Annotated in this window: 19 protein-coding genes and 1 riboswitch; of the genes, 7 read left to right on the forward strand and 12 right to left on the reverse strand. The window is 63.2% G+C overall.

The features are described 5' to 3' along the window. Positions 1-56 precede the first annotated feature (56 nt). On the reverse strand, positions 57-830 hold the full coding sequence (locus tag EOC83_RS12570) for an amino acid ABC transporter substrate-binding protein (RefSeq protein WP_013529173.1): 774 nt from the start codon (positions 828-830) through the stop codon (positions 57-59). Between the two features lie 322 nt (positions 831-1,152). Between EOC83_RS12570 and EOC83_RS12575 the strand changes: the two genes are divergently transcribed. Continuing rightward, positions 1,153-2,016: an RNA polymerase factor sigma-32 gene (locus tag EOC83_RS12575; RefSeq protein ID WP_013529172.1), complete on the forward strand. Its 864-nt coding sequence runs from the start codon at positions 1,153-1,155 to the stop codon at positions 2,014-2,016. A gap of 24 nt (positions 2,017-2,040) precedes the next feature. On the opposite strand, the gene EOC83_RS12580 is transcribed toward EOC83_RS12575, so the two are convergent. The 4 genes from EOC83_RS12580 to thiB all read right to left on the reverse strand — a co-directional run bounded on the left by EOC83_RS12580 (position 2,041) and on the right by thiB (position 7,185). After that, a complete protein-coding gene (locus EOC83_RS12580) occupies positions 2,041-3,510 on the reverse strand; it encodes a M48 family metalloprotease (RefSeq protein WP_024502938.1) in 1,470 nt (489 codons plus the stop codon). 258 nt (positions 3,511-3,768) lie between these two features. Further along, the gene (gene thiQ / locus EOC83_RS12585; protein ID WP_063169190.1) at positions 3,769-4,560 is read right to left on the reverse strand and encodes a thiamine ABC transporter ATP-binding protein; all 792 of its coding nucleotides are present in this window, start codon (positions 4,558-4,560) and stop codon (positions 3,769-3,771) included. After that, complete coding sequence (gene thiP / locus EOC83_RS12590; RefSeq protein WP_024502936.1) at positions 4,553-6,178, reverse strand: thiamine/thiamine pyrophosphate ABC transporter permease; 1,626 nt, start codon at positions 6,176-6,178, stop codon at positions 4,553-4,555. The genes thiQ and thiP overlap by 8 nt, the downstream gene beginning before the upstream one ends. Before the next feature lie 8 nt (positions 6,179-6,186). Next, entirely contained in the window at positions 6,187-7,185 is a 999-nt protein-coding gene (thiB, locus tag EOC83_RS12595) for a thiamine ABC transporter substrate binding subunit (RefSeq protein ID WP_063169191.1), read from the reverse strand. 43 nt (positions 7,186-7,228) lie between these two features. After that, positions 7,229-7,343, reverse strand: a riboswitch (TPP riboswitch). Between the two features lie 87 nt (positions 7,344-7,430). Here thiB and EOC83_RS12600 point away from each other — a divergent pair. From EOC83_RS12600 to EOC83_RS12615, 4 genes are all read left to right on the forward strand, one after another. Beyond that, entirely contained in the window at positions 7,431-8,090 is a 660-nt protein-coding gene (locus EOC83_RS12600) for a thiamine diphosphokinase (RefSeq protein ID WP_027162509.1), read from the forward strand. A gap of 1 nt (position 8,091) precedes the next feature. Continuing rightward, positions 8,092-9,912: an ABC-F family ATP-binding cassette domain-containing protein gene (locus tag EOC83_RS12605; protein WP_063169192.1), complete on the forward strand. Its 1,821-nt coding sequence runs from the start codon at positions 8,092-8,094 to the stop codon at positions 9,910-9,912. A 167-nt stretch (positions 9,913-10,079) separates the two neighbouring features. Continuing rightward, positions 10,080-10,322, forward strand: coding sequence for a type II toxin-antitoxin system CcdA family antitoxin (locus EOC83_RS12610; RefSeq protein WP_063170355.1), 243 nt, complete (start codon positions 10,080-10,082; stop codon positions 10,320-10,322). Beyond that, positions 10,322-10,621, forward strand: a complete 300-nt coding sequence (locus EOC83_RS12615) for a CcdB family protein (RefSeq protein ID WP_063169193.1) — start codon at positions 10,322-10,324, stop codon at positions 10,619-10,621. Before EOC83_RS12610 ends, EOC83_RS12615 begins: the two co-directional genes overlap by 1 nt. A gap of 17 nt (positions 10,622-10,638) precedes the next feature. Here the strand turns inward: EOC83_RS12615 and EOC83_RS12620 are convergent, their stop codons facing one another. Both EOC83_RS12620 and EOC83_RS12625 read right to left on the reverse strand, forming a co-directional pair. Continuing rightward, on the reverse strand, positions 10,639-12,297 hold the full coding sequence (locus EOC83_RS12620) for a hypothetical protein (protein ID WP_063169194.1): 1,659 nt from the start codon (positions 12,295-12,297) through the stop codon (positions 10,639-10,641). A gap of 74 nt (positions 12,298-12,371) precedes the next feature. Beyond that, entirely contained in the window at positions 12,372-13,670 is a 1,299-nt protein-coding gene (locus tag EOC83_RS12625) for an adenylosuccinate synthase (RefSeq protein ID WP_063169195.1), read from the reverse strand. Between the two features lie 208 nt (positions 13,671-13,878). On the opposite strand from EOC83_RS12625, the gene EOC83_RS12630 reads away from it, so the two are divergent. Together EOC83_RS12630 and EOC83_RS12635 are read left to right on the forward strand one after the other, a co-directional pair. Then, a complete protein-coding gene (locus EOC83_RS12630; protein ID WP_063169196.1) occupies positions 13,879-14,784 on the forward strand; it encodes a DMT family transporter in 906 nt (301 codons plus the stop codon). Between the two features lie 152 nt (positions 14,785-14,936). Continuing rightward, positions 14,937-15,401 carry a DUF2231 domain-containing protein gene (locus tag EOC83_RS12635; protein WP_013529160.1) on the forward strand — a complete coding sequence of 155 codons (465 nt, stop codon included), beginning with the start codon at positions 14,937-14,939 and terminating at the stop codon, positions 15,399-15,401. A gap of 57 nt (positions 15,402-15,458) precedes the next feature. Here the strand turns inward: EOC83_RS12635 and serA are convergent, their stop codons facing one another. From serA to glmM, 5 genes are all read right to left on the reverse strand, one after another. After that, on the reverse strand, positions 15,459-17,060 hold the full coding sequence (serA, locus tag EOC83_RS12640; RefSeq protein WP_024502929.1) for a phosphoglycerate dehydrogenase: 1,602 nt from the start codon (positions 17,058-17,060) through the stop codon (positions 15,459-15,461). Positions 17,061-17,127: 67 nt separating this feature from the next. Then, positions 17,128-18,303: a phosphoserine transaminase gene (locus EOC83_RS12645; RefSeq protein ID WP_013529158.1), complete on the reverse strand. Its 1,176-nt coding sequence runs from the start codon at positions 18,301-18,303 to the stop codon at positions 17,128-17,130. 200 nt (positions 18,304-18,503) lie between these two features. Next, positions 18,504-19,343 carry an outer membrane beta-barrel protein gene (locus EOC83_RS12650; RefSeq protein WP_318011902.1) on the reverse strand — a complete coding sequence of 280 codons (840 nt, stop codon included), beginning with the start codon at positions 19,341-19,343 and terminating at the stop codon, positions 18,504-18,506. A 225-nt stretch (positions 19,344-19,568) separates the two neighbouring features. Continuing rightward, on the reverse strand, positions 19,569-20,405 hold the full coding sequence (locus tag EOC83_RS12655; protein WP_013529156.1) for an outer membrane protein: 837 nt from the start codon (positions 20,403-20,405) through the stop codon (positions 19,569-19,571). Between the two features lie 249 nt (positions 20,406-20,654). Then, entirely contained in the window at positions 20,655-22,007 is a 1,353-nt protein-coding gene (glmM, locus tag EOC83_RS12660; protein WP_013529155.1) for a phosphoglucosamine mutase, read from the reverse strand. Positions 22,008-22,367: the final 360 nt, after the last annotated feature.

Consider the following 22,367-nt stretch of genomic DNA (forward strand, 5'->3'; position numbering starts at 1 on the left):
AAGACGACTCGCCGCTCGATATGTCCTGTGGGCCGCGGAGCGGCCCGCCTCATAGATTACTTCGAAACGTCCTGGCCGAAATAGGTGTCGGAGATTTTCTTATAGGTGCCGTCGGCCTTGATGTCGGCCAGCGCCTTGTTGATCGCCGCGACCAGCTCCGGATCGCCCTTGCGCACGATGACGCCGGAATAGTCGGCGTTTTCCTCTTGCGCGGCGATCTTCACATTGGCGTCGGGCTTGTGCTTCTTGAAGTCGAGGAACGACAGGCTGTCATTGATCGTGGCGTCGGCACGGCCTGTCAGAAGCAGCTGGATCGATTGGTCGAAGCCATCGGTGCCGACCAGCTCGGCGCCGTTCGTTTCGGCCAGCTTGCCGAAATTCGAGGTCAGCGACTGCGCCGACTTCTTGCCCTTGAGATCGGCAAAGGTCTTGATGTCTGTGTTGTCGCCGCGCACGATCAGCACCGCCTTGGAGGCGATGTAAGGATCGGAGAAGTCGTACTTGGCCTTGCGGGCATCGGTGATGCCGACCTCGTTGATGACGGCGTCATAGCGATTGGCGTCGAGGCCGGCGATCAGCCCGTCCCACTTGCCTTCGAGGAATTCGACCTTGACGCCGAGCTTGTCGGCGATCGCCTTGGCGATTTCGACGTCGAAGCCGACCAGTGCGCCCGAAGTGTCATGATAGGTGAATGGCGCATAAGTGCCTTCCGTGCCGACCTTGATGACCCCGGCCTGCTTGATCTGGTCGAGATTGGCGCCGGCATGGCCTGCGGTGACAGCCAAGGCCTGCAGCGTTCCGGCGATGATGAGCGACTTGAGCCATTTCATTTTTCTGTGATCCCGTCCTTGGCCGGCCGACCGGCATATTGTGAGCGCTGGAAACTGACAGATGCAAGTCGAAAAAATAAGGAACAGAATTCCAAAAACAATCAGTTTCTGAAATCAGATACTCAAACTGGCGCTTTCCAGCCGACATCACGGCTATCGCGGGTAGTCCCCGGAGTCCGCCAGGCAACACATACCCGCAGCCACGGTCGCGGAACCTTTCCCGCGCATGGCAGTTCTGGCTGTTCTAGGGCACGACGCCGCCATTTCAACCCAGGCGCCAGCCAAGTTTGCAAAGTCATCCGCACCACCCAGGGAGCGCCTCATGATGGAAGACACGGCAGGACGGATCATGGTCCGCGCGGCGATGAAGGCTCCCTACCTCGAGCGTGACGAAGAGCATCGGCTTGCATTGCTCTGGAAAGAGGACAACGACCAGAACGCGCTGCACAGCATCACCGTCGCGCATATGCGGCTGGTCATTTCCATGGCCTCCAAATTCCGCCATTACGGCCTGCCGCTCGGCGACCTGGTCCAGGAGGGTCATGTCGGACTGCTCGAGGCCGCCGCCCGCTTCGAGCCGGAGCGCGAGGTGCGGTTCTCGACCTATGCGACATGGTGGATCCGGGCCTCGATGCAGGACTATATCCTGCGCAACTGGTCGATCGTGCGTGGCGGCACCAGCTCGGCGCAGAAGGCGCTGTTCTTCAACCTGCGACGCCTGCGCGCGCGGCTGGCGAATGGCGCCGAGCCACTGTCAAACGCAACGCTCTATCGCGAAGTATCGGAAGCACTCGGCGTCTCCGAAGCCGACGTGGCGATGATGGATTCGCGGCTGTCGGCTCCCGACTCCTCACTCAACATGCCGGTTGCCGACGATGCGGGTTCGACCGAGCGCATGGAATTCCTGGTCTCGGACGATCCGCTGCCCGACGAGATCGTCGGCGACAAGATCGATGTCGCGCGCCGCTCGCTCTGGCTGAGGGAGGCGCTTCGCGCGCTCAACGCACGGGAGTTGAGGATCATCGAGGAACGCCGGCTTAACGACGAGGGCGCGACGCTGGAAGCGCTCGGCGAAACCCTCGGCATCTCCAAGGAACGCGTCCGCCAGATCGAGGCCCGCGCCATGGAAAAGCTGAAGGTCGCGTTGGTGAAGCAGAATCCGGAGTTCATGGCGACTGCCGCCTGAACGGCGGCAGGCGTCCGCAGGTGCCTACTTGTCCGTGACGATCTTGACCTTGTCGCCGGCCGAAACCGCGGCACCAGGCGACAGCGCGTTGAGGACGCGGAACAGGTCGAGCTTACGGTCGACGCCGACCATCTGCGCCGAAAGCGAACCCATCGTCTGCCCAGGCTGGACAGTGACGACGCGGATGCGCAGCGGCTTCAGCGCCGCCTTTTCGGCGGCACTCAAGATCCGGAACGAGCCGCTGACCGAGCGGGCGATTGTGTCCAGCGACGTGCTGGCCGAAGGGGCCGCGGTCAGCAGCCGGTAGACCTGGCCGCCGGCGCGGATCACCGCAATGTCGAACTGCCAGCCTTCGGCGCCGGCATGCGCGGTCGCTGCCTCGTTGCCGTTGATGGTTTCCTGCCTGACGCTGCTGTCGACGAGACCAGCCACCCAGCCGCTGCGGATATAGTCCGTCAGCGCCCGGTTCTTGTCGATCGACACGCCATCGAAACGGATCGCTATGTCGCCGGGGCCGGTGGCCGTCACCGCTGCCGCCGAATTGTCGATGATGAAGCCGTCCGGTACCGTGAACGAAACGCCAAGGCCCGGATGCAGGAAGGTTTCGCCGCGTACATAGCCTTCTTCCGGCGTGTCGCCATAGAGCAGGCCGTCTATGCCGGCGAGGAAGGAATCGCGGTCGCGCGTGCCGACGCCCGGCGCGCCGAACTGGCGGGCATGGCGCTGCGCCAGATCGATGCGCTGCGGCGTATTGGGGTGCGTGGCCAGGAAATCGAGGCTGGCGTCGGTGGCGCCGCTGATCGAGCGGAAATCGGTGTAGGCCGACATTGATTGCAGGAAGCGGCCGGCGGCGAAAGGATCGTAGCCGGCCTCGCCGATCGACTTGATGCCGATGGCGTCGGCTTCCAGCTCCTGGTTGCGCGAGAATTGCGCGAGCCTCAGCTTGCCGCGGATCAACGCCGCCTTGGCGGTCGGGCTGTCGCCGAGCACATCGGAAACCACCTTGGTCGCCAGGCCTTCCTCTGCCTCGAGTTGCTGGCGCTGCAAGCCGTGATTGGCGGTGACGTGGCCCATCTCATGCGCGATGACAGCTGCAAGCTCGGCCGAATCATTGGCCAGCGCCAGGAGGCCGCGCGTGATGTAGAGATAGCCGCCCGGCAGCGCGAAGGCATTGACATTGGGCGAATTCAAAATGGTGATGCGATAGGTCTGTGTCGGGTTGGCGGACACCACCGTCAAACTACCGACCACCTTGGCGACCATGCGCTCGAGCTTGGGATCGGAATATTCGCCGCCATAGGTCGCCAGGATGCGCGGATGCTGCGCCCTGGCCAATTCGGCGAGCTTGTTGTTGGCGCCGACATTGTCCACCGTGATCGGCTTGTCGGAAGGCTGGAAGCCGGATTCCTGAACCTCCGGCGGCGTGAACATCTGGCAGCTTGCCAACGCCACGGCAAAGCCGGCCAGCGCGAGAAAGCGCGCCAGCGGTTTCATTCCCAATGTGTTAGCGCCGATCGCCAGAACGGCTTCCTTTCGGGTCCCGGCACATGACATTGAAAATCGGGGACGATCTTCAGAATGTTCACGTGCCATATCTCAAACTGCTGCAGTATCCGCGGCCCATCCCAGGGGCGGGCGCCGGATACTGCAGGCAAATCACGGCCTGTGCCGGACCGGTAGGGCGGACCTAGCCACACTCCCCCGGTCATGGCAAGCAAACGCCACATCGCCTGGAGCCGGTTTGACCGTAAATTATGTCCGCTTCCGGGCAACATCGCGTGATGTGGAATATCCGGCACCCGCGCCGATATAGCGCCGGAACGCCTCCGGACCAGCCCCGGCGAAGAAATCATCAGCCTTGCCGGTGGCGGCGACCAACCCATTGTCGACAAACACCATATGCTCGCCGATGCGGCGTGCATCCTCCGGCTGGTGGGTGACGAACAGCACTGTCATGGCGCGTTCGGCATGAACGGCGGCAACCAGATCCAGCATCTCGTCGCGTAAAGCCGGTCCGAGCGAAGCGAAGGGCTCGTCGAGCAGCAACACCGGTCGGTCGCGCACCAGCACGCGGGCCAGGGCGACGCGCTGGCGTTCGCCCCCGGAGAGCTCGCGCGGCAGGCGTTTCTCCTTGCCCGCAAGACCGGTGCGCGCAAGCGCCTCGGCGACCGCAGCGCGGTCCGCCTCGGTCAGCCGCAGGGATGGCGAGCGGCCGAGCCCGACATTCTGCTCGACGGAAAGATGCGCGAAGAGATTGTTCTCCTGGAACACCATCGACACCGGCCGCGCCGAGGCCGGCTCGGCGCTGACATCGACACCGCCGACCAGCACGCGGCCCGACCGTGGGGTCTCGAAGCCGGCGACCAGATTGAGCAGTGTCGACTTGCCCGAACCGCTCGGCCCCATGATGGCGGTGATCGTCGCCGCGGCAAACTCGACATCGAAAACAAGCGGCGCCTCGCCATAGCTGCCATAGCTGAACGACACTTTGTCCAGCCGCACCGGCGCGCCCTTCGCGAGCCCGTTGGCCGCCTTTTCACGCATCACGGACCTCCTCCCTTCCCAGCCAGTGCGCCGCCACGATCAACGCGAGACAGACGAGGCCGAGCAGCAGTGCGAGGCCGGCGGCATCCTCGGTGCGGTAGCTGCCCATCCGAGCCAGAAGAAGGTAGGGCAATGTCTGCACGGAATCACTGCCGAACAAGGCAATGACACCGAGATCGCCGAGCGACAGCGCCATGGCGAAAGCGAAGGCCGTGGCGAGCGGTCGCCGCAGCGACGGCCAGTCGACCAGCATCAGCCGGTTCCAGCCCGCAATGCCGAGCTGTGCACAGAGCCGTTCGTGACGCTCGCTCGCTGCATCATAGGCGGGACGCACGGCGCGGAGCGCAAACGGCATCGCCATCACCGCGTTGACGGTGACGACCATGACCGGAGCGATGGCGAAGACATCGCCGACATGGCGCAACAACAGGAACCAGCCGGCGCCGACGACGATCGGCGGCACGACCAGGACAAAACCGGCGCCTGTATCGGTGGCGTGTTCGAGCAGTGTCTTTGCGCCGGCACGGCGGTTCAGCGCCAGTGCCCGCCGCGCCATGGTCAGCGCCAGCGACAGCATCACCGAAAGCAGCGCCGACAGGAAGGCGAGCGCCGCACTGGTCAGCGTTGCCTGCCGGACAGTGGCCTCGCCGGCCAAGCGGGCGAGATCGGCACTCAATCCGGCCATCACGGTTGCCGCCATCGGCCCGACAACGAACAGCAGCGCCAGGACGATGAGTAGCGCGTTCAACCAGGTCTCGCTCCGATTGACCGAGAGATAGCGGCGTTGCGCGACCGGCAAATTGGTGTCGCCGACCACATTGGCGCCTAGCCGCGTCAGTGCCAGCACCACGATAAAGGTCAAGGCGATCTGCAGCAGCGTCAGTGCAACGGCCCGTGCGGGATCGAAATCGAAGCGCAGCGCCTGGTAGATGCCGACCTCAAGCGTCGTCGCGGCCGGCCCGCCGCCGAGCGTCAGCACGATCGTGAAGGATGTGATGCAGAGCATGAACACAAGCCCGGCGACGCCGGGCAGTGCGGCGCGCAGCGTTGGCCATTCGATCAGCCGGAACGCCGGCCGGGCCGCCATGCCGAGTTGGCTCGCCAGCCGCCATTGGTCGGCCGGTATGGTCTGCAGCGCCTCGAGGAACAGCCGCGTCGCCAGCGGCAGGTTGAAGAAGACATGGGCGACGAGAATGCCGGACAGGCCATAGATGCCCGGCCAGCTTCCGCCGCCGATAACGGCAAGCACGCCGGCGAAGTAGCCGGCACGGCCATAAAGCGCCAGGATGCCGAGCGCTGCAACGATGGCCGGCAGCGCCAACGGCACGGCGAAGATCTGCAGGATGAAGGCGCGGCCGAAGAAACGTGGATGCCGCGACAGAGCGCGCGCCACAAACAGCCCCGGGATGACCGAAAGCAGCGTCGACAGGACCGCTTGCCAGAGCGTGAAGCGAATGACGCGAAGCAGATAGGGATCGAAGGCTGCCCAGGCGCCCGAGAAATCATGGGCGCCCTCGAAAAGCAGGCCGGCAAACGCGCCGCCGATCAGCAGCGCGATTGCAGCGAGCGCGACAATGCCGGCACTGACGCGGGAATCCGTGGAATGCGCCGGCGCCATCGCGCTGCCTATTTGCTCATCGCCGCCAGCCATTCATCGACCCAGGCCTTGCGGTTGGCGGCGACCTCTTGCGGGCTGAACAGCAAGGTCTTCGTCGGCTTGACCAGTTTGTCGAAGGCCGGATTGAGCGGCTTGTCGGTCTTGCCTGCCGGGAACATCCAGTTGGTCTCGGGGATGGCATCCTGGAATTTCGGCCCGGTCATGAAGGCCATGAACTTGGCCGCCAGCGGATTCTTGGCTCCTGTCGTGGTGATACCCGCCACCTCGATCTGCAGATACTCGCCCTCCTCGAAGGAGGCCGCCTGGTAGCGCTCCGTGTTCTCGGCGACCATGTGGTAGGCTGGCGACGTCGTGTAGGACAGCACCATCGGCGCCTCGCCCTTGGTGAACAGCCCATAGGCCTCGCTCCAGCCCGGCGTCACGGTCAGCACCTTGGCCTTGAGCTTGGCCCAGGCCTCGGGTGCCTTGTCGCCATAGACCGACTTGACCCAAAGAAGCAGGCCGAGGCCTGGCGTCGAGGTGCGCGGATCCTGGATGACGATCTTGTCGTTGGCACTGCCTTCGATCAGCTCCTTCAGGCTCTTCGGCGGCGTCTTCATCTTCTGCGTGTCGTAGACGACAGCGAAATAGCCGTAGTCGAAGGGGACAAACGTGTCGTCGCTCCAGCCGCCCGGCACACTGACATCCGTCACCGCGCCATGCGGCGCGAACAAGCCTGACGCCTTGGCATCGGCGGTGAGATTGGTATCCAGGCCAAGCACGATATCGGCCTTGGTCGATGTGCCTTCCAATCTGACGCGGTTGAGCAGCGCGACGCCATCGGCGACCGAGACGAAGTCGACGTCGCAGCCGCATTCGGCCTCGAACTCCTTCTTCACCACGGGACCCGGACCCCAGTCGGCGGTGAAACTCTCATAGGTGTAGACGGTGAGCTTGTCCTTGGCCAAGGCGGGCCCGGACAAGGCCACGACCGTTGCTGAAACAAGAGCGTATAAAAGCGTGCGCATCGGCGCCTCCTTCGTTTGAATTGAAAGGAATTGAGGCGTCGGACTGTCCGAAACGTCTAATCCCTCCGCCGGTACAAACCGGATCAGGTTCAGCGGGTTGGCGAGACTGCCTCTCAGCCGGTCCGCGAAGATCGCGTCCGGCACCCCGTTAGAGCGTTTCGACACATAGGCCGGGCCGATCCGCCATGCAAGCGGGAGTTTGCCGCCTTCCGTTTCCCGTGCCGGGCTGGTAAGGGCCACACGATATGAGCACATTCACCATCCTGCTTGGCGGCGATCTCATCCGTACGCCACGGCTCGACCGTCAGGTCAAAGGCTCCCGCGTCATCGCCGCCGACGCCGGCATCGGTCATGCGCGGTTGCTGGGTCTCGTGCCGGAGCTGTGGGTGGGTGATTTCGATTCGGTGCCGGCCAACCTGCCGGACGATCTCGCTTCCGTGCCGCGCCGGACCTTCCCGGCGGAAAAGGACCAGACCGATGGCGAACTTGCCGTCGCCGCGGCACTGGAGCGCGGCGCGACCCGCCTGGTGCTGGCCGGCGCCTTTGGCGGCAAGCGCGCCGACCACGCTTTTCTGCATCTGTCGCTCGCCCTGCGGCTGGCGGAGGCGGGAACGGACGTGCTTTTGACCAGCGGCGCTCAGGAAGGCATCCCCCTGCTGCGCGGAACGGCCGGCTTCGACTATGCCGACGGCACGCTGTTTTCGGTGCTCGGCTTTTCCGAGCTCGACGGCCTGACCGTCACCGGCGCCAAATGGCCGCTCGCTCACGTCAAGGTGGCGTTCGGTTCGTCGCTGACCATTTCCAACGAGGTCAAGTCCGACAAGACCGGGGGCCGCCTCGAAATCGCGCTCGGCCATGGCCGCGCGATGCTGCTCGCTCATCCCTATCCCTTACCTGAAAGCTGACATGGCCCCGCCCCTTCTCAACCTTGATGGGATAAAACTGACCTTCGGCGGCACGCCGCTGCTCGATGGCGCCGCCTTGACGGCTTCGGCCGGCGACAAGATCGCACTGGTCGGCCGCAACGGGTCCGGCAAGTCGACCCTGCTGAAGATCGCCGCCGGCCTGATCGAGCCGCAGGACGGCGAAGTGTTCCGCCAGCCTTCGGCGACCGTCCGCTATTTGCCGCAGATGCCCGACATGGAAGGTTTTGCCACTGTCCGCGCCTATGTCGAGGCCGGGCTTGGCCCCGCCGACGATCCCTACCGCGCCAGCTATCTGATGGAGCATCTCGGCCTGTCGGGTGAGGAACGTCCGAACGACCTGTCGGGCGGCGAGGCGAGGCGCGCCGCCCTTGCCCGCGTCATGGCGCCGGAGCCCGATATCCTGCTGCTCGATGAGCCGACCAACCATCTCGACCTCTCGGTCATCGAATGGCTGGAAGAAGAACTCATCCGCACCTCCTCGGCGCTGATCGTCATCTCGCACGACCGCCGCTTCCTCGAACGCGTGTCGCGCGCCACGGTCTGGCTCGATCGCGGCCAGACCCGCAGGCTGGACAAGGGCTTCGGCCATTTCGAGGAATGGCGCGACCTGGTTCTGGAGGAAGAAGAACGCGAGCAGCACAAGCTCGGTCGCCAGATCGTTCGCGAAGAGCATTGGCTGCGCTACGGCGTGACGGCGCGGCGCAAGCGCAACATGCGCCGGCTCGGCGAGTTGCAGACCATGCGTCAGCGTTTTCGCGGTCATCGCGGGGCCGAAGGGTCGGCGATCATGGTGGCGAGCGACGCCACCGAGTCCGGCAAGCTGGTGATCGAGGCGAAAAACATCGAAAAGAGCTTTGGCGATCTCACCGTGGTCAAGGCGTTTTCGACCCGCATCCAGCGTGGCGATCGCGTTGGCCTGGTCGGGCCGAACGGCGCCGGCAAGACCACGCTCTTGAAAATGCTGACCGGCGAGATGAAGCCGGACGCCGGCTCGGTGCGGCTCGGCACCAATCTGGAGATCGCCACGCTCGACCAGAAGCGCGAGGCGGTCGACCCGCAGGAGACGCTGGCACAATATCTCACCGATGGGCGCGGCGAAAACCTCGTCATCAATGGCGAGCAGCGCCACGTGGTCTCCTACATGAAGGATTTCCTGTTCAAGCCCGAGCAGGCGCGCACGCCGGTGCGCGAGTTGTCCGGCGGCGAGCGGGCGCGGCTCTTGCTGGCGCGCGTGCTGGCGCGGCCCGCAAACCTTCTGGTGCTCGATGAGCCGACCAACGATCTCGACATGGAGACGCTGGAACTGCTGCAGGAACTGGTCGCCGGTTTCGCCGGCACCGTCATCCTGGTCAGCCACGACCGCGATTTCCTCGACCGCACCGTGACCAGCCTGATCGCGCCGGATGGTGAGGGCCGCTGGATCGAATATGCCGGCGGCTACTCCGACATGCTGGCGCAGCGCGGCGGCACGAAGCTGGACGACCGCAAGGCGCGGGCGAGAGCCGAAAATGGCGAGGCGCCCGCGTCAGGCAAGAGCGAAGCCGCCGCGCCAAAAGGGCCGGCGAAGAAACTGTCGTTCAAGCAGAAATTCGCACTGGAATCCCTGCCGAAGAAAATCGAAGCTGTGATGGCCTCGATCTCGAGGCTGGAGAACAACATCGCCGATCCGGCCTATTACGAGCGCGATCCGGCCTCGTTCCAGAAAACCATCGCCGCCCTCGACAAGGAGCGCGCGACGCTGGCCGCGCTCGAGGAAGAATGGCTGGAACTGGAGATGTTGCGCGAGGAGATGGAGGGGTGAGGAGTGTTTCGGCCGTAGGCCGATCAATCGACGACGATTTGTCGATTGAAGCGACGAACGCCCGGAGCCATAGCGAAGGGGCCGAGCGCCCCTACCTGCAGCTAGAACCGCCTGATTGCCTCCATACAGAAATGCGCATATATTATGCGCATGTTGCGGAGGCTATTATGCGCAAAATTGCCTTGAGTGCGACCCGTCAGCCAGCAAATCTGTCGATCGATTCGAACCTCATGAGGGAAGCCAAGGGACTTGACGTGAATGTCTCGCGCGCTGCGGAGGCCGGCATCGCGGAGGCGGTGGCTGCCGAAAAAACGCGACTGTGGAAGCTTGAGAACCGCGCCACGATGGACGCGTGGAACGACTATATCGAGAAACATGGCATCCCGCTGGAAGAGTACCGGCAGTTCTGATGCCCCGCTATGATGTCTTCGCCGGTCGCATCGAAGGCAGCTATGTGCTCGACGTTCAGTCAGAGCTGCTCGACAATTTCAAGACGCGGGTGGTCGTGCCGCTTCTGCCGGTCGCAATGGTGCCACCGCCGATGCGAAAGCTTCATCCGATTTTTGAGATCAACGGTCGAAAGCTCGTTATGGCAACACACCTGGTTGCCACCGTTTCTGCCAGCGAATTGGGCGAAAGTCGGCTGAACCTGATCAAGCACCACGACGACATCGTCGCTGCGCTCGACATGCTGTTCCAGGGCTTCTGAACGGCGGCTACAGCGTCTCAGCCTGCCGTCTTGGCCTGCCAGGCCTTGATTGCCTCGTCGAACACCTTCTCTCCGGGAATGCCCTTTTCCATGGTCAGCAACGCCCGCCGTCCGGTCTTGTAGACCACCGGCACGTCGATCCAGTCCTGGCCGCGCAACAAGGTCATGTTGGCGTCTTCGTCGGCCTTGGTGTCGTTGAGCGCGACGAGGAAGAAGCCGTCGGCAATCTTGGCCGGAATGCCGATCAGCGGGCTGCCGGCATCCTGCTCCGAAGCCTTCATGGCAACGCGCAGGATGTTGTCGACACCGCCGCCCTCGAAGCCGTCGGGCGTCAGGAAGATCATCTCGATGATATGGCTGGCCGGCAGCGTCTGGTCGGTGTTGCGGCGGATGGTCATGCGCAACTGGATGTCCTTGCCGGGAATGGTCGCCTCAGCGCGGATCGCCGGCTCCGGCGGCAGGTCGCCACCGGGCGATTCCTGCACCAGCGACCAGACGATGTTGCCGGGCTCGGCGGAGCCCTGGGCGGTGCTGGTGCGCTCCTCATAGAAGATCGCCTTCTGGCCGACAGGCAGAGCGGCTTCCGCAGGCGCAGCCGCCGGGGCGGGCGGCGCGGCACCTGCCGGTGCTGGCGGCGTGCCGGCAGCACCGGCCGGCGCTGCAGGCGCTGCTCCGTTGGCAGGCGGCGTTGCGGGGGCGGCATCTGTCGCCGGAGGCGTAGTCGCGGCAGGCGTACCGGCGGCCGGTGCGGAAATCGCCGGTGCGTTCGGGGCCGAGGGCGGGGTGGTCAGCGCCGCGACCGATTCGCCTTCGCCGATGCCGCTTTGGCCACCGGCCGGACCCGGGTCGACTTCACCACCCTGCGGTGTCAGCCGCTGGGTGAATTTCGTGCTTTCGGCTTCCGTGCCGCCAGCCGCGGGCGCCGGCGGCGCTGCCGCGGCATCGGTTGCCGGCTTGGCCGGCGCTGGCTTCACGGGTTCGGTTTTCGCTACCTGATTGCCGCCAAGCCCCAGCATCTTGCCGAAGGCGTCCTTGTTCAGCCAGATGCCGTAGCCGCCGCCGGCAACGACCAGCAGTGCGAAGACGGCCGCGATCAGCCCGCCATAGCTGCGCTTGCGCTCGGCGGGACGCAGGCGCTGGAAGGTATCCGGTACCGGCTCTTCATTGTCTTCGTTGCTGGAAAAGACATCGGCCTCGTCGTCCGCCTCCTCGGCGTTCATGCCTGGAAGAGGCGTGTCGGCGCGAGCCGGCTGGGCAGGCGCCGGCGTCGACCTTTGCCAGCTTGGCTCGACCTTGGCGGCAGGCGGCGGCGCGGGTTGATAGGGCTCGGGCTTGGCGACGGGCGGTGCCGGCCAGGCCGATTCCGCCTTCGCCGGCTGCCTCGTATGGCTTGGCTGGTTCTTGTTGCGATCGATCGACGAAAAGATGTGTTCCAGCTCCGCGAGCGGGTCGGTCTCCGGCACGCTCTTGGCATAATCGCGCTCGACGCTTGTAATGGCGTCTTCCAGCGAACGCATCTGCGTGGCTATGGCTTCGGGAGCCCACGGCGGCGAACGTTCACCAAGCTTCTTCGCTAGCATGGTGCGAACGCTGGCATAGATGCGCGTACGCTTTTCCGGCGTCTCGTCGCCATGCTTGTCGAGCGCGTTTTTCAGAATAGCAACGAAATCTGCCATGCTTCAGTCGACCTGTATTTTGCTTCCGCGTCGGCCCCCGCAAATCAGCCGCGATGCCCGGAAAGGCTCAGAAACTAGTCTTGAAACGGATCGGTCACAAGTATCGTGTCGTCGCGTTCCGGGCTGGTGGAAAGGAGCGCGACCGGTGCGCCGATGAGCTCCTCGATGTAGCGGACATACTTGACCGCCTGGGCCGGCAGATCATTCCAGCTGCGCGCGCCGGCAGTGGTGCCTTTCCAGCCCTCGAGCGTCTCGTAGACCGGTTCGACACGTGCCTGCGCGCCCTGGCTGGCCGGCAGATAATCGATCATCTCGCCGTCGAGACGGTAACCGGTGCAGACCTTGATCTCGTCCAGCCCGTCAAGCACGTCGAGCTTGGTCAGCGCGATGCCCTTGATGCCGTTGACCGCGACGGCCTGGCGCACCAGCACCGCGTCGAACCAGCCGCAGCGGCGCTTGCGACCGGTGACGACGCCGAATTCATGGCCGCGCGTGCCGAGGAATTCGCCGACCTCGTTCTTCTGCTCGGTCGGGAACGGACCCTCGCCGACGCGTGTCGTATAGGCCTTGGTGATGCCGAGCACATAGCCGATGGCGCCCGGGCCAACGCCGGAGCCGGCGGCAGCCTGTCCGGCAACCGTGTTCGACGAGGTCACGAACGGATAGGTGCCGTGGTCGATATCGAGCAGTGTGCCCTGCGCGCCCTCGAACAGGATGCGCTCGCCAGCCCGGCGCTTGTCGTCGAGGATCTTCCAGACCCGGTCCATATAGGGCAGGATGTCGTCGGCGACCGAGGTTAGTTCCTGCATGATCGTGTCATGCGTGACTTCCGCATGACCAAGCCCGCGACGCAGCGCATTGTGGTGCGTCAGCAGCCTGTCGATTTTCAAGGGCAGTGTTTCCAAATCCGCCAAATCCATCACCCTGACCGCGCGCCGGCCCACCTTGTCCTCATAGGCGGGGCCGATGCCGCGACGGGTCGTGCCAATCTTCGTCCCGGAATTGGATGCGGCGTCCTCACGAAATCCGTCCAGCTCTCGATGCAGGGACAGGATAAGCGCTGTGTTTTCGGCTATTTTCAGGCGATCCGGCGCTACTTCGACACCTTGCGCCTTGAGTTTTGCCACCTCGGCGACGAAAGCGTGCGGGTCGAACACGACGCCATTGCCGATGATGGACAGCTTGCCGTGGCGCACGACGCCCGACGGAAGCAACGACAGCTTGTAGACCTTGCCGTCGACGACCAGCGTATGGCCGGCATTGTGGCCGCCCTGGAAACGCACCACGACATCGGCGCGCTCCGACAGCCAGTCGACGATCTTGCCCTTGCCTTCGTCACCCCACTGCGAGCCGACGACCACCACATTGGCCATGTTTCTTTTCCCTTGAGACGCCGCCAAGCGGCTTGAATATGGTTCGAAACGACAGGCCTCTATAACGTCAAGACCTCGCGAGCGCGACCTTTCTTTGCCGTCGAAAATGCCCTGAGGCACAACAATTTTCGGCTTTGACATCATTTACTTGGGCGAGCGAGGGCAATAGGCCGGCAAACACCGCAGCTCCGGCGACTGGAATCCCGCGATGCATCGAAGCGCCTACATATTCCTGCTGCTCACCACCTTGCTTTGGGGTGGAAATTCGGTGGCCGGCAAGCTGGCGGTCGATCACGTCTCGCCGATGACGCTGGTCTTCCTGCGCTGGGTGCTGGCCGTGGCGATCATGCTGCCCATCGGCTGGAAGACCATCCAGAAGGACTGGCCGGTAGTCCGCAAGCACTGGTTCGTGCTGGTCGCCCTCGGCGCCAGCGGCTTCACCCTGTTCAACACCATCTTCTACACGGCGCTCAACTACACGACAGCGATCAATGTCTCGATCGAACAGGCGGCGATGCCGATCCTGATCATGACTGCCAATTTCGTCTTCTTCCGCCTGCGCGTGAACTGGGCGCAGATTGTCGGCGTCGTGCTGACCGTCGCCGGCGTGATCCTCACCGCCTGCCATGGCGACCCGCGCCGGCTGTTGACGCTGGAACTCAATTTCGGTGACGCCATCATGCTGGTCGCAGTCTTTCTCTACAGCGGCTATTCGGTGGGGTTGCGGCTGAAGCCGGTGATGCACTGGCAGAGCCTGATGCTGGCCCTGTCGGTTTCGGCACTCGTCACCTCGTTGCCGTTCTTCCTGTGGGAGGTCCTCGCCGGCAAGGTCATCATGCCCGACGCGCGCGGCTGGACCGTCATCGTCTATACGGCGATCGGCGCATCGGTCGTTTCGCAGATCTTCTACATCAGGGGCAACGAGCTGATCGGCGCCAACCGCGCCGGCCTGTTCATCAATCTGGTGCCGATCTTCGGCACGCTGCTGTCGGTGCTGATCGTCGGCGAGACGTTCCAGCTCTATCAGGCGCTGGCCTTGGTGCTCGTGCTGGGCGGCATCGGGCTTGCCGAATACAGCGGGCGCAAGATGGCGGTGGCGGACCACCGCGGATGACATTTGGCGGCTGACGCCCTCCGCCGTCGCGGTAATCACGCGAACGGCCTGGACTTCGCCAATGGCGCGGAAACAGCGGCATGAATCCTGCCGCGTCCCCTACTTGGAACATTTCACCTCCAGCGGAGTTTGAACGCCAGGGAGGCGACATGATGAGCCACAACCCTCGCAGCACGGCAAGCATTGCTGGTCACCCTATCCACCCGATGCTGATTCCGTTTCCGATTGCCTTTTTTGTCGGCACCTTCGTTTGCGACCTTATCTTCTGGCGAACAGCCGATCCTGGATGGGTCACCGGGTCGCTTTGGCTTCTCGGCGCAGGCCTGATCATGGCTGCCCTGGCTGCGCTTGCTGGCTTGACGGATGTTCTCGGCGATGTGCAGGTCCGCAATCTCACGACGGCATGGCTCCATGCCGGCGGCAATGTACTCGTCGTGTTGATCGAGCTTTACAACTGGTACTCGCGGTATGCCGGCGGAGCGGCGGCCGTGATGCCAACCGGCATCGTCCTATCGCTGATCGTGGTTCTCATCTTGCTGTTTACGGGCTGGAAGGGCTGGGAACTGGTCTACCGACATCGCGTGGGTGTCTCCGATGGCTCGGACGAGTTGACATGAACCGGCCGCCGCGGCGGCCGGCGTCAACGAGGTGGGTCGGCGACCGCCTGTCCTCAATCACATCGCGTTGACGTCGAACTGCAGCCGCTTGGCCGAGTCGATCGACTTGTGCGCCTTGACCTTTTCCAGCACGGCTTCCGGGAACGGCGCGTCGAGATAGAGCAGCGCTATGGCATCGCCGCCCGGCCGGTTGCGGCCGAGCTGGAAGTTGGCGATGTTGACGCCATTCTCGCCGCAGACGGTGCCGAGCAGGCCGATGATGCCCGGCGCGTCCGCATTGGTGGTGTAGAGCATGTGCTGGCCGACCTCGGCATCGAGGTTGATGCCCTTGATCTGGATGAAGCGTGGCTTGCCATCCGAGAAGCATGTGCCGGCGATCGAGCGCGTCATGTGCTCGGTCTTCACCGTCAGCTTGATATAGCCGTCGAACACGCCCGACTTGTCGCGCTTGACCTCGGCCACGATGATGCCGCGCTCCTTCACCATGATCGGCGCCGACACCATGTTGACGTCCGAGACCTGAGGCCGGATCAGCCCGGCGAGTGCTGCACTGATCAGCGCGCGCGTGTTCATCGTCGCGGTCGAGCCGTCGAACAGGATCTCCACCTCCTTGATCGGATCCTCGGTGACCTGGCCGACAAAGGCGCCGAGCACCTCGGCGAGCTTGACGAACGGCTTCAGCCGCGGCGCCTCCTCGGCGGTGATCGACGGCATGTTGATGGCGTTGGAGACGGCGCCCTTGATCAGATAGTCGGCCATCTGCTCGGCAACCTGCAGCGCGACATTCTCCTGGGCCTCCGTCGTCGAGGCGCCGAGATGCGGCGTCGCCACCACATTCTCCATGCCGAACAGTTCGTTGTTCTCGGCCGGTTCGACCTCGAAGACGTCGACGCCAGCGCCGGCCACCTTGCCACTCTTCAGCGCTGCGACCAGATCGGCCTCGACGATCAGACCGCCGCGTGCGCAATTGATGATGCGCACGCCCTTCTTCATCTTGGCGATCGCCGCGGCATCGATGATGTTGCGCGTCTTGTCGGTCAGCGGCGTGTGCAGGGTGATGAAATCGGCGCGGGCGAACAGCTCGTCGAGCTCGACCTTGTCGACGCCAAGCTCCTCGGCACGGCTGTCCGACAGGAACGGATCGAAGGCGATGACGTGCATCTTGAGGCCAACGCCGCGCGTCGCGACGATCGAACCGATGTTGCCGCAGCCGATGACGCCCAGCGTCTTGCCGGTGATCTCGACGCCCATGAAGCGGTTCTTTTCCCATTTGCCGGCATGGGTCGAGGCGTTGGCTTCAGGGATCTGGCGCGCCAGCGCAAAGATCATCGCCACCGCATGTTCGGCTGTGGTGATCGAGTTGCCGAAGGGCGTGTTCATCACGATGATGCCCTTGCGGCTTGCCGCCGGGATATCGACATTGTCGACGCCGATGCCGGCGCGGCCGATGACTTTGAGATTGGTAGCGGCGTTGATCAGCTTTTCGGTGACCTTGGTCGCCGAGCGGATGGCGAGGCCATCATACTGGCCGATCACTTCGGCGAGCTTATCCTTGTCCTTGCCGAGATCGGGCAGATAGTCGACCTCGACGCCACGATCCTTGAAGATTTGCACGGCGGTGGGGGAGAGTTTGTCTGAGACGAGAACGCGGGGCGCCATGGCGGCCTCCTTGAAATGGATTTGATCCTGATGGGAGTGGGCGGCCCGAAGGCCGCCGCGAATGATCTCAGGCCGCCGCTTTGAGCGACGCCTTCTGTGCGGCGAATGCCCAGTCGAGCCAGGGCAGCAACGCTTCGAGATCCGACGTCTCGACCGTCGCGCCGCACCAGATGCGCAGGCCGGGCGGTGCGTCGCGATAGGCACCGATATCATAGGCGACGCCTTCCTTGTCGAGCACCGACACCAGCCCCTTGGCGAAGGCCGCCTGCCCGTCGGCGTCGAGCGCGGACACGTCCGGATCGGTGAAGGACAGGCAGACGGACGTGTTCGACCGTGTCGCCGGCTGGACGGCGAGATGACCGAGCCAGGAGGACTTGCCGACAAAGCGATCGAGGACGGCCGCATTGGCATCCGCCCTGGCGATCAGCGCGTCGAGGCCGCCGGTCGACTTCGCCCAGTTGAGCGCATCGAGGTAATCCTCGACGCACAGCATCGAGGGCGTGTTGATGGTCTCGCCCTTGAAGATGCCTTCGATCAGCTTGCCGCCTGAGGTCAGGCGGAAAATTTTCGGCAGCGGCCATGAGGGCTTGTAGGTTTCCAGCCGCTCGACAGCGCGAGGCGACAGGATCAGCATGCCGTGAGCGCCCTCGCCGCCCAGCACCTTCTGCCAGGAGAAAGTGACGACATCGAGTTTTTCGAAGTCGAGCCTCTGCGCGAATGCGGCGGAAGTCGCATCGCAGACGGTCAGGCCCTTGCGGTCCGCGGGAATGAAATCGCCGTTCGGCACGCGAACGCCCGACGTGGTGCCGTTCCAGGTGAACACCACATCGCGGTCGAAATCGATCTTGGTGAGATCAGGCAGCTCGCCGTAGCCGGCTTCGATCTTGCGCACGTCGGCGAGCTTCAATTGCTTGACCACGTCGGTGACCCAGCCGGAGCCAAAGCTCTCCCAGGCGACCATGTCGACGCCGCGCTCGCCGAGCAGCGACCACAGCGCCATCTCGACCGCACCGGTGTCCGACGCCGGCACGATGCCGATGCGGTAACCCGCCGGGACCTGGAGAATCTCCCGCGTCAGCTCGATCGCCTGTTCGAGCTTGGTCTTGCCGATCTTGGCGCGGTGGGAACGGCCGAGCGCAGCATTTCTTAGCGCCTCGACCGACCAGCCGGGGCGCTTTGCGCAGGGACCTGAGGAGAAATTGGGGTTTGCCGGACGGAGTCCGGGCTTCGTATGCGTCGTCATCGTGGTCTATCCTTCCAGATAGTGGCCCCTCGTTGGGGAGGGGTGGCCCACGGACGGCGATATTCGTTCGGGCTTCAGGCGTCAAGAGGAAAGTTTTTGTCGTTGCCGGGATACCGGCGATCCCCGATCAGGATGTCGTGACTTCAAACGCAAACGACGGACCCCATGATCCGCCGTGCTGGTCCTCGTACTCGCCGCGCCTACCAGAGATCGTAGCGCAGCCCGACCTTGACCTGATGATAATCGAGGCCCTTTTTGAACTCAGGGTTGCCGACAGCGTCTGCTGTCACGTATTTCGCGGAAGGCAGAGCCGTGTATTGATAGCCGACATCGACTGCAACATTCTTGCTGACCTGATAAGCAAAGCCGGCGCCGAGCGTATAGGCGAAGCTGAACTGCTTCTCCGACTGCGTCGTCCCATCATAGCCGTTTGGATCGTCGCATTCAAAGATGGTCGTGGTTGTACCTGATGTTGTCGATGAATTCTGACAGTTGCGAGCGCCTTGAGCGTACTTGTAGGTGCTGTACGCTATGCCGACACCGCCTCCGACATAGGGCGTGAAGCCGACATAAGTGCCCAGGTCGACAAAGGCGCTGGCCATCACATCGTAGGCCTTGTTGTTGCCGTCGTTGGAGCCTTCGCATCCACGGGTGCTTGGGCCGGCGAACGCGCTTGTGCTGCCACCGCTGGTGACAGTCACCGTCTGCGTTCCATCGCAAGTACTGTCGAATTTGCTGGCGAATTTGCTTGTCGGCAGCAGACCGAAATTCAATTCACCACGGAAGTAATCGTTGAAATGGTAGCCCATACCTATCGAACCAGACAGCGGGCTGGTATCCGTAACCAGACCGGCCGGAGTTTCCGAAAATTCATAGGGCTTGTTGAAGGCATAGCCGAGATCACCGCGCAGATACCAGCCGGAGCCGACCTCGACCGGGACGTAGTCGGGCGCCTGGTCGACATAGATCGGCGGATCGTAGTCGGCCGCGTGCACCGGCGTCAGCGGCAGGAGGGCTAGTGCACCGAGCGCCAGCGCCATACGCGATGTAAGTTTCATGGTCCCCGACTCCCGAATTTGGCGCAGCCCGCAATCGCAGCGGCAGCCATCGTTTCAAGGAGCATTGTTAACCATAGTGGTTAAGTGGCGGTTAAGGCTAACAGAGCGTTAGCGAATTCATTTCCCCTGTCGATTCCAGGCGGCCAACGAAAAACCGCCCGGCTGAGGCCGGGCGGTTTGTGAAGAATTCAAGTAATGTAGATGCTGTTACTTGGTGTAGATCGGCTCGGGTTCGGGCTGGTAGGCAACGACCGGCGCGGCGCAACCGTTGTTGCCACCGAACTGGTAACGCAGGCCACCGCGCACTTCGTGTGTGTTGATGCCACGATCGAAGCCGGGACCGGAGCTGGTGATGTTCCAGTCGAACATGCGGCCGCCCTGGATATGGGAGAAGCGGTAGCCGGCATCGAGAATGATCTTGTCGGTCAAGCAGTACGAAGCGCCGGCCATCAGACCGTAGGCGAAACGCCAGCTTGATCTGCCGGGATTGAACTCGGTGGTGTTCGGGTCGTAGACATCATCCCACTTGACGCGGGCGCCGCCGATGCCGGCGCCAACGTAAGGCGTGATGCCATGGTAGGTGCCGAGATCGACATAGGCGTTGGCAAGCAGTAGCAGGGCGCTCATCTTCGATACTTCGGTCGAAGTACCGTTGATATCCGAGGTGCCGCCGTTGAAGTTCGACTTGAACCAATAGTCGGCGGTCAAATCGGTCCGGAAGTGATCGTTGATCTTGTAGCCGACGCCGGCGCCGAGCGAGAAACCGCCCTTGAGCTTGCCGAAATCGAAGCTTCTGGTGCCGGGCGTAACCGTACAGTTACAGGGATCGACGGTGTAGGTCATATAGTCGATGCCGCGCACGGTCGACTTGTGATAGTCGATGTCGCCACGGATATACCAGCCGCCGACTTCTACCGGCTGCTCGTAGACGGCCTGAGGCGGAGCCTCTTCGACGATCGGTTCCGGCAGGTCGGCCGCGAACAACGGCCCCGCCAGGCCTGCGAACAGTAAGGCGAGCAGGGCCTTTCTTGCTGTCTTGAACATGCTTGTCACCCCTGAGAAGCTCGGAACGGCAAACCCGCCCGAAATGCGATTGGCTTTCAGTCGTGGATAATGAATTGCAAAGGTTAAAAGGCGTTTAACCCTGTTGCTTAACCACGAATCTCGAAACTTCTGGGGACCGGCGCGAGATTTCCGAACAGCGAACAGACTGGGAGCCGACAAGAAAAAGCCCGCCGAGAGGCGGGCCTTGGACAGGTTCAGGCGACGACGTCCTGCCGGGCGCTGTGGGGGTCAGGCGGCGCTGCGCGTTTCCGAGATGATGTCCACGATGCCATTCACCACGGACTCGACCAGTTGCGGGTCGTCGCCCTCGGCCATCACGCGGATCAGCGGCTCTGTCCCGGATGGCCGGATAACCAGCCGTCCGGTCTTGCCGAGCCGGCTACGCGCGTCTTCGATGGCGGCCTTGACCGGCGCCTCCTCGAGCGGCTTGCCGCCGGAAATGTGAACGTTCTTCAGGAGTTGCGGCACGGGTTCGAATTTCTTCGACAGTTCGCTGACCGGCCGGCCCTGCCGCTTGATGCAGGCCAGCACCTGCAGCGCCGAAACCAGGCCGTCGCCGGTGGTCGAAAAGTCGGACAGCACGATATGGCCCGACTGTTCGCCGCCGACATTCAAGCCATGCGCGCGCATATGCTCGACGACATAACGGTCGCCGACCTTGGTGCGGTGCAATTGCAGCTTCATGTCGCCGAGGAAGCGTTCGAGGCCCAGATTGGACATGACGGTTGAGACGACACCGCCGCCGGCAAGCCGCCCGCTCTGGTGCCAGGATTCGGCGATCAGCGCCATGATCTGGTCACCATCGACGATCGCGCCGTTTTCATCGACGATGACGACGCGATCGGCGTCGCCGTCGAGCGCGATGCCGATATCGGCGCGCACTTCGTGCACCTTCTTTTGCAGGCCGGCCGGGTGGGTCGAGCCGCATTCCTTGTTGATGTTGAAGCCGTTGGGCTCGACATTGATGGCGACGACTTCGGCGCCCAGTTCCCACAGCGCCTCGGGCGCCACCTTGTAGGCCGCGCCATTGGCGCAATCGACGACGATCCTCAAGCCCGCGAGCGACATCGAGCGCGGCAAGGTGCGCTTGGCGAATTCGATGTAGCGGTCATGCACGCCGTCGACGCGCTTGGCGCGGCCAAGCCCGTCGGAGTCGGCGAGCGCCAGTTCGATATCCCTGTCGAGCATGCTCTCGATGCGCTCCTCGATCTCGTCGGAGAGCTTGTAGCCGTCGGGTCCGAACAGCTTGATGCCGTTGTCGTAATAGGGGTTGTGCGAGGCCGAGATCATGACGCCGATATCGGCGCGCAGCGAACGCACCAGCATGGCGACAGCCGGCGTCGGGATCGGGCCGAGCAGGAACACGTCCATGCCGGCGGCACAAAGACCGGCGACCATGGCATTCTCGATCATATAACCGGAAAGCCTGGTGTCCTTGCCGAGCACGACACGATGTCGATGGCTGCCGCGCTGGAAAGAAAGGCCGGCGGCCATGCCGACCCGCATCGCGATTTCAGCGGTCATCGGAAACTTGTTGGCGCGTCCGCGAATGCCGTCCGTGCCGAAATAATTCCCTGCCATGCCAGTCAGCTTCCTCGACGTTTCTTCCCCGGCACGTCATGCCACAAGTGGCCAGGGCGCTATGATCACATTGTGTGATTATACGTTACCAATCCTTAGAAAACCATTGTTGTGCACTGCACACAACGTGGCCGCAACCTGACATGCCCAGACTGCCATGCTGCAATATACAAGTCATTCGAGCCTTTCAGCGCGGATGCACCAGGAAAATCTTGCTCTGAACCAGGCAACGGACAACGATTTCATCACCTTATCGGGAGAAGCCGATTTTCGGCGATATATACGCCACTTAGCATCTGGCGCAACCGACCGTTGAGCGTTATTGATTTGCAGGGACGTATCATGGGCTGCTGCAACGGA

This window comes from Mesorhizobium sp. Primo-A (genome assembly GCF_003997175.1).
Taxonomy (GTDB): domain Bacteria; phylum Pseudomonadota; class Alphaproteobacteria; order Rhizobiales; family Rhizobiaceae; genus Mesorhizobium; species Mesorhizobium ciceri.